This window comes from Kineococcus sp. G2, from assembly GCF_037154035.1.
Classification (GTDB): domain Bacteria; phylum Actinomycetota; class Actinomycetes; order Actinomycetales; family Kineococcaceae; genus Kineococcus.
In genome coordinates this window covers 21,263-34,151 of sequence record NZ_JBBBEM010000045.1, presented here as the reverse complement: position 1 = coordinate 34,151, position 12,889 = coordinate 21,263, and the positions used below count along the sequence as shown (strand labels likewise).

Sequence of the window (12,889 nt, the reverse complement as noted above, 5' to 3'; positions counted from 1 at the left end):
GGCGGTGGTGGTCAGGACGGTGACGTGCCGGTGCACCTCCCCACCGTCGAAGGTCGTCTCCTGGTGCACCAGGTGCGCCTCGACCGCCTCGTCGCCGAGCGCGGTGAGCAGGGCGTCGGCGAGCAGGGCCGGGTAGTAGCCGGCGCGCTCGAGGTCGGTCAGCAGCCGCGGCGGCAGCTCGCCGGGCCGGCCCGGCGCGGCCCCCTCGGCGCCGGAGGTGCTGCTGGTGCCGTGCCCGGACCGCCGGGAGTGGGTGCGCTCACGCATCCCCCCATCCTCCCCCACGCCGGGGCCCGCCACCGCCCGCACCGGCGCCGGGGCCGGTGCGGCCTCGCGCGGCGGTCAGTCCGCGTCCAGGAGCAGCTCGCGCTCACCGAGCGGCTGCAGCGGCCGGGAGTTCTCGGAGACCACGGACCGGAAGGCGGCGAGCTGCTCCGCGGAGACCTCCACCGGCTGCTGCAGGACGAACCAGGAGACGCCCTCCGTGCACGGCGGGGTCGTCAGCGACCCGGTGTAGCGGAAGGTGCGACGGTCGTCCGGCAGCAGCGCCTCGGTGTCGAACCCGGCGAGGGTGGCCTCCTGGCCGGGGTCGTCGGGGAGGTTCGCGAAGTACTCCGTCAGCGCGGGGTTCACCCCGCCCTCGCGCAGCAGGACCCCGACGACGGCCACGGCCCCGGACTCGTCGGTGTGGACCAGGTGCAGCTCACCGGCGAGGGTCTCGCCGTCCAGCGCGTGCTCGGCCGGCTCGTGCAGGTGGAACTGCTTCAGCGCGTACGTCGTGCCGTCCACGCTGACCGTGGAGCCGGCCGGCTCCACGCCCTGGACCGTGTGGCCGGTGTTGCCGAGCTCGACGTCGGCCGTGGCGTAGTCGAAGCGCAGGTCGGGCAGCGGGACGGTCGTCGCCCCGGCCAGGTCGACGGGCGACTGCTGCGCGGCGTCGGCGCACTCGGCGTAGTCCTCGGACAGCGAGGCCCAGTTCGCCGGTCCCCGCTCCCCCTCGTAGGTGAACTCGACCTCCCGCTGGGCGCCGGCGGAGCGGACCGCCGCGGGGGCCGTGGTGCTCGTGGCCGGGGTGCTCGCGGCCGGGGTCGTCCCGGGTCCGGTGGTGGTGCCGGGCTCCTCGCCGCAGCCGGTCAGGACGGCGAGGGTCGCGGTCAGGGCGAGGACCGGGGTGGCTCGGCGGTTCACGGGTGCTCCCTCCGGGGGCGTGGATCGGTGCGGCCCTCCACGCTGGCACCGCCGGCGGCGCCGTGGCGCGCCGCGGCGTGTCCCGCCCCGACGCGAGCGCGGCTACGTGGGCAGGGTGCGCCGGTCGGGGTCGGCGCGCCCCTGCGGCGGCGCCAGGGTGACCGAGGCGCCCAGCACGCGCGCCCCCTCCTCGGAGACGAGCACCGGGGACAGCCGCAGCTCCGCCACCTCCGGCAGCGCGTCGGCGAGGACCGCGACGCGGGCCACGACGTCCTCGAGCGCGTCGACGTCGAGCACGGGGCTGCCGCGGTGGCCGAACAGCTTCGGCGCCGCCTTCACCGAGCGGACCAGCTCGGCGACGTCGACGTCGGTCAGGGGCGGGATGCGGTAGGCGACGTCGCCCATGAGGTCGAGGGGGTCGCCCTCGACGCCGAAGCTGACCACCGGCCCGAACAGCGGGTCCTCGGTGCTGCGCACCTGGCACGGCACGCCCAGGCCGGCCATGCGCTGCACGGCGAGCACGTCCGCGGCCCGCCCGAAGACCTGGCGCATGTCGGCGACGGCCTCCGCGAGCGCGGAGGGGTTGGAGATGCCCAGGCGCACCCCGCGCAGGTCCTGCCGGCCGGCCAGCTCCTCGCCCACGGTCTTCAGCGCCACCGGCCACCCCAGCCGCTCGGCGGCCCGGACGGCCTCGTCGACGCTGCGGACCTCGGCGCGCACCAGCAGGTCGATGCCGGCGGTGGCCAGCAGGGCCTGCGTGCGCTCGGCGTCCAGCTCCACCCCCTCGGCCGCCGCGTCGCCGGCGGCGGCCAGCTCGCGCTCCACGAGGGCGCGCGCGGCGCGCAGGTCCACGCCCTCGGGCGCCAGCGGGTGGCCGGGGTCGCGGCGGCGCCACTGCGCGTAGCGCACCACGGCGGCCAGGGCGCGAACGGCGTCCTCGGGGGTGGGGTACGACGGCACGACCGGCACGTCCGCCGGCGCGTCGGCGGCACCGGGTTCCACGGCGCCGGCGACGGCCGCGGAGACGGTGCGGGTGCCCAGGAAGCAGGTGACGGTGGTCTTGGCGCCCGCCGCGGCGGTGCGCGCCACGGCGGCGGCCACCACCGGGTCCACCTCGGGCGTGGGCGGCACCCAGCTGGCGACGACCGCGTCCACCCCGGGGTCGGCGAAGGCGGCCTCCAGCGCCGCCGTGAAGGTCTCCACCCCGGCGTACGGGGGCACGGCCACGGGGCCGTGGGCGACCTGCAGGCCCCAGCTGACGCAGGCGTCGGCGGCGAGGGTGCCCAGCGCGTCGGAGTTGCCGACGATCGCGACCCGCGCCCCCTCCGGCAGGGGCTGGTGCACGGCGACCTGGGCGACGTCGAAGAGCTGGTGGACGTTCTCCACCCGCACGACGCCGGCCTGGCGCAGCATGCTGTCGACGGCCTCGAAGGGGGCGCGGGAGGCGCGCACGGCGTGCCCGGGCGGGACCCCGAACCCCGAGGCGCCGGACTTGACGACGACGACGGGCTTCTTGCGGGCCAGGGCGCGCGCGACCCGGCTGAACTTGCGGGGGTTGCCGACGCTCTCCAGGTACAGGCCGACCGCGTCGGTGCCCTCGTGGTCCAGCCAGAACTGCATGAGGTCGTTGCCGGAGACGTCGGCGCGGTTGCCGGCGGAGACGAACGTGGACAGCCCCAGGCCGCGGCGCTCGGCGGAGGAGAGCACGGCCACGGCGAGCGCGCCGGACTGGCTGAAGAGCCCGAAGCGCCCGGCGGGGGGCATGTCGGCGTACAGGGAGGCGTTCAGCCGCACCGCGGGGTCGGTGTTGACGACGCCGTAGGAGTTCGGGCCGACCACGCGCATGCCGTTGGCGCGGGCGATGCGCACCACCTCGCGCTGCAGCGCCAGCCCCTGCGGACCGGTCTCGGCGAAGCCGCTGGAGACGACGACGAGGCCGCGCACGCCGGTGGAGGCGCAGTCGGTGACGGTGGCCGCGACGGAGGCGGCGGGCACGGCGACGACGGCCAGGTCCACCGGCCCGGGCAGGTCGCGCACCGAGCGCACCACCGGCACGCCCAGCAGCAGCTCGCCGGGCTCGGCGTCGGCGTTGACGGCGTGCACGGCGCCGGAGAAGCCGCCGGTGACGACGTCGGCGAGCAGGCGGTGGCCCACCGAGCCGGGGGTGCGGCTGGCACCGACGACGACCACGGAGGACGGGGACAGCAGCGCCTGCACGCTGCGGGCCTCGGCGCGCTGCTCGCGCGCGCGCATGACGTCCACGGAGCGCTCGGTGGGGTCGATGTCGAAGGCGACCTCGAGGACGCCGTCGGAGTAGCCCTGGCGGACCTCGAAGCCGGCCTCGCGGAAGACGCCGATCATCTTGGCGTTCTGCGGCAGCACGTCGGCGGTGAAGCGGCGGATGCCGCGCTCGCGGGCGGCGGCGGCGAGGTGCTCGAGCAGGACGGAACCGAGCCCGCGGCCCTGGTGGGCGTCGGAGATGTTGAAGGCGACCTCGGCGGCGCGCCGGGAGCCGTCGCGCGCGGGTGCGGCGTCGAAGCGGGCGATGCCGACGATGTCCTCGCCGACGGTGGCCACGAGGGCGACGCGGTCGACGTGGTCGACGTTGGTGAAGCGCTCCAGGTCGCGGGAGGACAGGCGCGGCATGGGGGCGAAGAAGCGCAGGTAGCGCGACTCCTCCGACTGGCGGGAGTGGAACGCCGCGACGAGCTCGGCGTCGGAGGGGCGGATGGGGCGGACGTGCGCGGTGCCCCCGTCGCGGAGCACGACGTCCGCTTCCCAGCGGGTCGGGTAGCCCACCGGCGGCAGCGGCACCATGTTCGCCACCCTAGTGGGACCCCGCCCCGCGCGGACGCCGCCCCCGCTCCCGCGGTGCTCGTGCGCGGTCGAACGTCCGGCCGTGCGCGAGCACCGCGGGAGGGGGGCCGGGCGCGGGTGGTGGGAGGGTGGGCCGGTGGACTTCGCCGAGGTGCTGCGCCGGCGGCGCATGGTGCGCAGCTACGACGCCCGGCCGGTCGAGGGGGCCGTGCTGGAGCGGGTGCTGGCGGCGGCGCTGCGCGCCCCGTCGGCGGGCAACAGCCAGGGCCGCGACCTGCTGGTGCTGCGCGCGAGCGCCGACCGCGACGCCTTCTGGGAGCTGACCACCCGCGGGCGGCCGGGGCCGGCGGGCGCGTGGCTGGCGGGGATGCGCACCGCCCCGGTGCTGGTGCTGCTGCTGGCCGACCCGGGCGCGTACGCCGAGCGGTACGCGCTGCCGGACAAGCCCGGCCCCGACCGCGACGCGGCCTCCTGGGAGGTGCCGTGGCCGGAGGTGGACACGGGGATGAGCGCCCTGCTGGTGCTGCTGGCGGCGGTCGACGAGGGGCTGGGGGCGTGCCTGTTCGGGGTGCCGTCGGCGGCGCGGGACGCGCTGCGCGAGCGCTTCGCGGTGCCGGCGGGGCGCCGGTTCGTGGCGGCCGTCGCGGTGGGGCACCCGGCGCCGGGCGAGGCCTCGCGCCCCTCGCGCCCGCACCGGCGCACCCTGGCCGACAGCGCCCACGACGGCGCGTTCGGAGCGCCCTGGGCCGGGTGAGCGCCACCGCGCCCGGGGGTGCCGTCCACCGCCGTGCGCGGGAGTGTCGGCCGCGGACGGCAAGATGGGGGCCATGGCACGACGCACGTCCCCTCCCCCGCCGCCGGACGCCCCCGAGCGCATCGTCGACATCGACGTCGAGCAGGAGATGCAGGGGGCGTTCCTGGAGTACGCGTACTCCGTCATCTACTCGCGGGCCCTGCCGGACGCGCGCGACGGGCTGAAGCCGGTGCAGCGGCGGATCCTCTACATGATGCAGGACATGGGCCTGACGCCCGGGCGCTCGCACGTGAAGAGCGCGCGCGTGGTGGGCGAGGTGATGGGCAAGCTGCACCCGCACGGCGACGTCGCCATCTACGACGCCCTGGTGCGCCAGGCGCAGCCGTTCACGATGCGCGTGCCGCTGGTGGACGGGCACGGCAACTTCGGTTCCCTGGACGCCGGCCCGGCCGCGCAGCGCTACACCGAGGCGCGCCCGGCGCCGGCGGCGCTGCTGATGACGACGGGCCTGGACGAGGACGTCGTGGACTTCGTCCCGAACTACGACGACCGCCTGAAGGAACCCGGCGTGCTGCCGGCGGCGTTCCCGAACCTGCTCGTCAACGGCGCCAGCGGCATCGCCGTCGGCATGGCCACGAACATGCCGCCGCACAACCTCGGCGAGGTGATCGCCGCGGCCCGGCACCTGCTGAAGCACCCGGACGCCGACCTGCCGGCGCTCATGCGGTTCGTGCCCGGCCCGGACTTCCCCACCGGCGGCAGGGTCGTGGGCCTGGAGGGCATCCGCGACGCCTACGCGAGCGGGCGCGGCACGTTCCGCACCCGCGCGACGGTGCGGGTGGAGAACGTCACCGCGCGCCGCAAGGGCATCGTCGTCACGGAACTGCCCTACGGGGTGGGCCCGGAGCGGCTGACGGAGAAGATCGCCGACAACGTCAAGGCCAAGCGGTTGCAGGGCGTGGCCGACGTGGTGGACCTCTCGGACCGCACCCGCGGGCTGCACCTGGTCATCGAGGTGAAGAACGGGTTCGTGCCCGAGGCGGTGCTGGAGCAGCTGTACCGGCTGACGCCGATGGAGGAGACCTTCGGCATCAACAACGTCGCCCTCGTCGAGGGCCAGCCCCGCACGCTGGGGCTGAAGGAACTGCTCGAGGTGTTCATCGCGCACCGCCTGGACGTGGTGCGCCGGCGCACCGCGTACCGGTTGCGGCGCAGGGAGGAGCGCCTGCACCTGGTCGACGGCCTGCTGGTGGCGATCCTCGACATCGACGAGGTCATCGCGATCGTGCGCTCCTCGGACGACGCCGCGGCGGCGCGCTCGCGGCTGACGCAGGTGTTCGACCTGTCGGACACGCAGGCCGCGTACATCCTGGACATGCAGCTGCGCCGGCTGACGAGGTTCTCCCGCATCGAGCTGGAGCGCGAGCAGGCGGAGCTGAACCGGCAGATCGCCGAGCTGCGCGCGATCCTCGCCGACGAGGGCAGGTTGCGGAAGCTGGTGGGCGACGAGCTGGCGCAGGTCGCCGCCGAGCACGGCACCCCGCGCCGCACGGTGCTGCTGACCTCCAGCGGGCCGGCGACGGGCGCGGTGGCGCCGCTGGAGGTCGCCGACGACCCGTGCACGGTGCTGATGTCCTCGACGGGCCTGCTGGCGCGCACGGACTCCGTCGACCCGCTGGGCACGGAGGGGCGGCGCTCCCGGCACGACCTGGTGGTCTCCGCCGCGCCGGCCACCGCGCGCGGCCACGTGGGGGTGGTCACCTCCGCCGGGCGGCTGGTGCGGTTGCCGGTGCTGGACCTGCCGGTGCTGCCGCCGACGAACGGGCGCCCGTCGCTGTCGGGCGGGGTGGCGCTGAAGGAGTTCCTCACCCTGGGCAAGGGCGAGCGCGCGCTGGGCCTGGTGCCGCTGCCGGTGGCGGGCGTGGAGGACCCGGACGACCCGGGTTTCGCGCTGGCCACCGCCTCGGGCGTCGTCAAGCGGCTGGTGCTGGAACCCCTCGGCAACCGCGAGGAGGTCGACGTCATCGCCCTGAAGGACGTCAGCGCCCGGAAGAAGGACGAGGTCGTCGCCGCCGTGCAGCTGCGCACCGGCTCCGAGGACCTGGTGCTCATCACCTCCGACGCGCAGCTGCTGCGCTTCAGCGCCTCGCTGGTGCGCCCGCAGGGGCGCGGCGCGGCCGGTGTGGCCGGGATCCGGCTGTCGCCGGGGGCGCACGTGGTCTCGATGACGGCCGTGGACGCGGACGACCCGGAGGCGGTGGTGGTGACGGTCGCCGGGGACTCCGGCGCGCTGCCGGGCACCCAGCTCGGCTCGGCGAAGGTGACGCCGCTCGCGGAGTACCCCGCCAAGGGCCGCGCCACCGGCGGGGTGCGCTGCCACCGCTTCGCCCGCGGCGAGGACGTCCTGCTGCTGGCGTGGGCGGGGCGCGGGCCGGCGGAGGCCGCCACGCCCACCGGCACGGCGGTGGCGCTGCCGGAGGTGCCCGGGCGCCGCGACGGTTCCGGCACGGCGCTGGACAAGCCGGCCGCGGCGATCGCCGGCCCGCCGCTGCTGTGAGGGCCTGAGCGAGGGACGGGGGTGCGGGTGCGCGGCGCACCCGCACCTGCTCGGATGAGCCCGGACCCGCCGGAGCGGTGGGCGGACGGGACGGGGAGCACGTGGGCGGGAACGCGGGCAGGAGCAGGAGCAAGGACCTGGGGGCGGTGCACCCGTGGGCGGTGCACGAGGGCGAGCTGGACGTCTCGGCGCTGGAGCGCACCGAGTCCCTGTTCGCCCTCTCGAACGGGCGGCTCGGCGTGCGCGGCTCGCTGGACGAGGGTTCTCCCAGCGGCAGTCCCGGCACGTACCTCAGCGGTGCGTACGAACTGTGGCCGATGCAGTACCCCGAGTACAGCTACGGGTACCCGCAGGTGCAGGAACGCATCGTCGCGGTGCCCGATCCCAGCCTCGTGGAGGTGTTCGTCGGCGCCGAGCGCTTCGACGTGCGCACCGGTGAGCTGCACGCCCACGAGCGCACCCTGGACCTGCGCTCGGGCACGCTGCGCCGGGAGGCGGAGTGGACCTCCCCTGACGGCGCGCGCGTGCGGGTGCGCTCGGAGCGGCTGGTGCCGCTGGAGCGGCCCGGCCTGTTCGCCCTCGACCACCGCGTGCAGGCGGTGGACGCGGCCCTGGAGGTGGAGGTCCGCTCGGCGGTGGTGTGCAGTCCCGAACTGCACCGCGCACGCACCGAGGCGGTCGCCCGCGGCGGTACCGTGCGCCAGCGCACCGACGGCAGCGCGCTGGCGGTGGCCGTGCTGGTCGATCACGACGTCACCGGCCCCGCCGAGACGGAGGTGCGCACCCACGCCACCGCGGACCGGGTCGTCACCACGGCGCACGTGCGCCTGGAACCGGGGCAGGAGCTGCGGGTGGTGAAGGTCGCCGCGCTGGGCTGGGTGCCGCAGGACTCGCGCCACGAACTGCTGCCGACGTTGCGCACCGCCCTCGACGAGGGGTTGCGCGACGGCTTCGAGCACCTGGCCGCCGAGCAGCGGGCGGTCCTGGACGAGTTCTGGGAGCACGCGGACGTGCGCGTCGACGGCGACGGGGAACTGCAGCAGGCGGTGCGCTTCGCGCTCTTCCACGTCCTGCAGGCGGCGGCGCAGGCCGCCGACCGCGGCATCCCCGCGAAGGGGCTGACCGGCACCGGCTACGACGGGCACACGTTCTGGGACACCGAGGTGTACGTGATGCCGATGCTGAACCACGTGTGGCCGCGCGCGGCGGCCGACGCGATCCGCTGGCGGCACGCGATGCTGCCGGCGGCGCGGGAGCGGGCGCGGGAGCTGGGCCTGGCGGGGGCCACCTACCCGTGGCGCACCATCACCGGCCGGGAGAGCTCCGGCTACTGGCCGGCGGGCACCGCGGCCGTGCACCTGAACGCCGACATCGCCGACGCCGCCGTGCGGTACGTGCACGCCACCGGCGACGAGGACGCCGCGCGCGAGCTCGTCACCGACGTCGTGGTGGAGACCGCCCGCTCCTGGGTGGTGCTGGGCCGCGAGGACGCCGACGGGCGCTTCCACGTCGACGGCGTCACCGGCCCCGACGAGTACAGCGCGCTGGTGGACGACAACGCGTACACGAACCTGCTGGCGCAGGCGAACCTGCGCGCAGCGGTGGAGCTGGCCGGGCGCTTCCCCCGGCGCGCCGACGCCCTCGGCGTCACCGGCGAGGAGGTGCGCGAGTGGACGCGGCTGGCCGAGGCGGTGCACGTGCCGCGCGACCCGGACACCGGGGTGCACGCGCAGGACGAGGGGTCCACCCGCCGCAAGCGGTGGGACTTCGCCGGCACGACCCCGCAGCAGTACCCGCTGGCCGACCACTTCCCGTACTTCAGCCTGTACCGCCGTCAGGTCGCCAAGCAGGCGGACCTGGTCCTGGCGATGCAGCTGCGCCCGCGGGCCTTCGCGCCGGAGGAGAAGCGCGCCGCGTTCGAGTACTACGAGCCCCTGACCGTGCGCGACTCCTCGCTGTCGGCCTCGGCGCAGGCGGTCGTCGCCGCCGAGGTCGGGCACCTGGGCCTGGCCGCCGACTACGCCCGTGAAGCGGTGTTCGTGGACCTGCACGACCTGCGCGGCAAGACCTCCGACGGGCTGCACATCGCCTCCCTGGCGGGGGCGTGGCAGGCGCTGGTCGCGGGCTTCGGCGGGATGCGCGACGCCGACGGGCACCTGGCGTTCGCCCCCCGCCTGCCGGACGGCCTGGACGGGCTGTGCTTCCGCACCCGGCACCGCGGGTCCTGCCTGGAGGTGGACGTCGGGCGCGAGCGGGCCACGTACACCGTGGTCAGCGGCGGGCCCGTGGACACCAGCCACCACGGGGAGCGCTTCACCGTGGAACCCGGCTCCCCGCGCACGTTCGGCGTGCCGCCCGCACCGGACCTGCCCCGGCCGGAGCAGCCGCCCGGGCGCGACCCGCGCGAGTTGCGCGAGCGGGCGGGCTGACCCCCGACCCCCTGCCCCCGGGATCCCTGGACCCCGGGTCCGTGAACTCCCTGTTTCCCGGCGGCGCGGCGCGGTGGCCGGCGGCCTCGGACAGGAGTAGGCCTGCTGGGCATGGCAGAACGAGGCACCCCGCACCGGCAGGACCCCGCCGAGCCCACCCGGCCCGACCGCACCTACCTCGCCTCGCTGCTGGCCGGCGTGGAGCGGGCCGCGGCCACCGCCACCCCCCTCACCAGCGCTTTCCGCGGCGCGCCGCGGGAGGTGCTGGACGCCGCCGAAGCCGCCGTGGAGGCCTCGCGGGACGACCTGCTCGGCCTCAGCCGCGCGCTGCACGCCCACCCGGAGGAGGCGTTCGCCGAGCACGCCTCGGCGCGCGCCGTGGCGCAGGTGCTGGCCGCGCACGACGTCGAGGCGCGGGTCGGCGTCCACGGGCTGGACACGGCGCTGCGGGCGTCCGTCAGCGCCGGCGAGGGCCCGACCGTGGCGGTGCTCGCCGAGTACGACGCGCTGCCCGGCATCGGCCACGGCTGCGGGCACAACGTCATCTGCGCCTCGGCCGTCGGCGCGTTCCTCGCCCTCGCCGCCGCCCTGCGCTCGGGTTCGGTGGGCGGCACGGCGGTGCTGCTGGGCACGCCCGCCGAGGAGGGCGGCGGCGGCAAGGAGACGATGGCGCGCGCCGGGGCGTTCGACGGCGTGGACGCGGTCGTGATGCTGCACCCGTTCTCCTACGACGTGGCGGTGCAGCCGTTCCTGGGCCGGCGGCAGGTGCGGGTCACGTACCGGGGGGTGGCGGCGCACGCCTCCGCGCAGCCGTTCATGGGCCGCAACGCCCTGGACGCCGTGGTCGCCGGGTACCAGGGCATCGCGATGATGCGCCAGCACATCAGCCCCGCCGACCGCGTCCACGGCGTCGTGCTGGAGGGCGGGCAGCGGCCGAACGTGGTGCCGGAGCGGGCGGTCGCGGAGTACTACGTGCGCTCGGCGGAACCGGCGACGCTGGCGGACCTGTGCGCGCGGGTGGAGGCGGTGCTGGTGGCGGCGGCGGCGATGACGGGCTGCGGGTACGAGCTGGAGTGGGACCGGCAGCCGGCGTACCTGCCGATCCGGGCGAACCTGGAACTGGCGGCCCGCTGGACGCTGCACCAGCGCCGCCGCGGGCGCACCGCCCTGCCGCCGGGCGTGGTGCCGGAGAACCTGTCCGGGTCGACCGACCTGGGCAACGTCAGCGTGCGGGTGCCGGCGATCCACCCGATGGTGTCGGTCGCCGGGCCGCGGGTGTCCCTGCACACCGCGGAGTTCGCGGAGGCGGCGGGATCGCCGTCGGGCGACGCGGGGGTGCTGGACGGGGCGGTGGGACTGGCGCTGACGGCGCTGGACGTGCTGGCCGACGCGGAGCTGCTGGCCGCGGTGCGCGCGGAGTTCGAGGCGGCCGGTGGTGCGCTGGACGTCGAGGGGTTCCTTTCGTGAACCGCCGGGCGGGGGCCCGCGCGGGTCGCGGCACCGCTGACCGGCTGCAGGTGGGCCCCACCCGCACCGACCGGTTCCTCGGCGGCGTCGAGCGGATCGGCAACCGCATCCCGGAGCCGTTCGTGCTGTTCCTGACCCTGTTCGCGCTGCTGGCGGTCGCCAGCAGCGCCATGGCGTGGGCCGGCACCACCGTGGAGGTCCCCGGTTCGGGGCAGGTGGACGCGGTGCGCGGGTTGCTCACCGGCGAGGGCGTCCAGTGGTTCACCACGAGCCTGGTCGACAACTTCGTGGCGTTCCCGCCGCTGGGCACCGTCGTCGTCATCCTGCTGGCGGTGGGCCTGGCCCAGCACAGCGGGCTGATGGCGACGACGGTGCGGGTGGCGTTCGCCGGCGCACCGCGCTGGGCGCTGCCGTACGCGGTGTCGTTCTTCGGCGTCGTGGGCAGCGTCATGGCGGACTCGGTGATGATCGTCATCCCGCCGCTGGCGGCGATGGTGTTCAAGGCCGTGGGCCGGCACCCGGTGGCGGGGCTGCTGGGAGCGTTCGCGGCGGCCGGGGCGGGGTACTCCACGTCGATCGCGGTGACGAGCCTGGACGCGCTGTTCGCCGGCATCACCTCCGCCGTCGCGCAGACCCTGCCGGTACCGGGAACACCGGTGACACCGGTGTCGAACTGGTACTACAACATCGCCAGCTCGATCGTGCTGACGGTGGTGTGCGGGCTGCTCATCACGAGGGTGCTGGAACCGGCGCTGCGGCGCGGCGGGGTGCCGACCGAGGAGCGGGCGGGCACCGCGGGTCCCGGTTCGGTGCGCGACGTCGCCGACCTGGAGGTCTCCCGCGAGGAGCGCCGGGCGCTGAAGCGCGCCGGGCTGGCGGCCCTGCTCACCGCGCTGGCGCTGACCGCGCTCACGGTCGTGCCGGGGTCCCCGATGCGCAACGAGAACGGCGGGTACCTGCCGACCTCGCCGCTGCTGGGGTCCGTCGTGTTCATCGTGGTGGTGATGCTGACCGTGCCGGCGCTGGTGTTCGGCCGGGTGAACGGCACGCTGCGGCGGATCACCCAGGTGCCGGCCGCGATGGCGGAGGCGGTCAAGGACATGGCGCCGTTCATCGTGCTCGCGTTCGTGCTGGGGCAGTTCATCGCCCTGTTCACGTGGAGCCGGGTGGGCACCTGGATGGCGGTGGCGGGGGCGAGCGCGCTGCGCTCGCTGGACCTGACGGGCTACGAGGCGATCGTCGCGTTCGTGGCGCTGGCGAGCGTGCTGAACCTGTTCATCATCTCGGGGTCGTCGATGTGGACGATCATGGGCGCGGTGTTCGTGCCGCTGTTCGCGCTGCTGGGGTACGAGCCGGCGTTCACGCAGGCGGCGTTCCGCGCCGGGGACTCCGCCACGCAGATCCTGACGCCGCTGAACCCGTACATCGTGGTGGTGCTGGCGATGCTGCGCCGCTACGAACCGCAGGCCGGGCTGGGGACCCTGATCTCGCGGTTCCTGCCCTTCACGATCTGCTTCTGGATCTCGTGGACGGCTCTGCTGACGCTGTGGTTCTTCCTCGGGCTGCCGCTGGGTCCGGGCACGGACGCGCGGTTGTGAGGGGCCGTGCCGGGGAGGACGCCGGGGCCCCCTCGTGGCCGCCGGGCGGTGGCGCCGGCCGCCCCGGACCGGCACCACC

Annotated in this window: 8 protein-coding genes; 5 read left to right on the top strand and 3 right to left on the bottom strand. The window is 75.9% G+C overall.

Annotated features, from left to right (window positions below; all coding sequences use genetic code 11):
• From V9U69_RS08575 to V9U69_RS08565, 3 genes are all read right to left on the bottom strand, one after another.
• The coding region (locus V9U69_RS08575; protein ID WP_337061181.1) for a DUF5998 family protein at positions 1–267 on the bottom strand (267 nt) is incomplete at its 3' end.
• Between the two features lie 75 nt (positions 268–342).
• A complete protein-coding gene (locus tag V9U69_RS08570; protein ID WP_337061179.1) occupies positions 343–1,188 on the bottom strand; it encodes a carbonic anhydrase in 846 nt (281 codons plus the stop codon).
• A 102-nt stretch (positions 1,189–1,290) separates the two neighbouring features.
• Positions 1,291–4,005: a bifunctional acetate--CoA ligase family protein/GNAT family N-acetyltransferase gene (locus V9U69_RS08565; RefSeq protein ID WP_337061178.1), complete on the bottom strand. Its 2,715-nt coding sequence runs from the start codon at positions 4,003–4,005 to the stop codon at positions 1,291–1,293.
• Between the two features lie 136 nt (positions 4,006–4,141).
• On the opposite strand from V9U69_RS08565, the gene V9U69_RS08560 reads away from it, so the two are divergent.
• From V9U69_RS08560 to V9U69_RS08540, 5 genes are all read left to right on the top strand, one after another.
• On the top strand, positions 4,142–4,759 hold the full coding sequence (locus V9U69_RS08560) for a nitroreductase family protein (RefSeq protein WP_337061177.1): 618 nt from the start codon (positions 4,142–4,144) through the stop codon (positions 4,757–4,759).
• Positions 4,760–4,832: 73 nt separating this feature from the next.
• Entirely contained in the window at positions 4,833–7,316 is a 2,484-nt protein-coding gene (locus V9U69_RS08555) for a DNA gyrase/topoisomerase IV subunit A (protein WP_337061176.1), read from the top strand.
• Between the two features lie 101 nt (positions 7,317–7,417).
• Positions 7,418–9,745, top strand: coding sequence for a glycoside hydrolase family 65 protein (locus V9U69_RS08550; RefSeq protein WP_337061174.1), 2,328 nt, complete (start codon positions 7,418–7,420; stop codon positions 9,743–9,745).
• A 111-nt stretch (positions 9,746–9,856) separates the two neighbouring features.
• Positions 9,857–11,212 carry an amidohydrolase gene (locus V9U69_RS08545; RefSeq protein ID WP_337061172.1) on the top strand — a complete coding sequence of 452 codons (1,356 nt, stop codon included), beginning with the start codon at positions 9,857–9,859 and terminating at the stop codon, positions 11,210–11,212.
• Positions 11,209–12,810 carry an AbgT family transporter gene (locus tag V9U69_RS08540; RefSeq protein WP_337061170.1) on the top strand — a complete coding sequence of 534 codons (1,602 nt, stop codon included), beginning with the start codon at positions 11,209–11,211 and terminating at the stop codon, positions 12,808–12,810. The genes V9U69_RS08545 and V9U69_RS08540 overlap by 4 nt, the downstream gene beginning before the upstream one ends.
• The last annotated feature ends 79 nt before the right edge of the window (positions 12,811–12,889 follow it).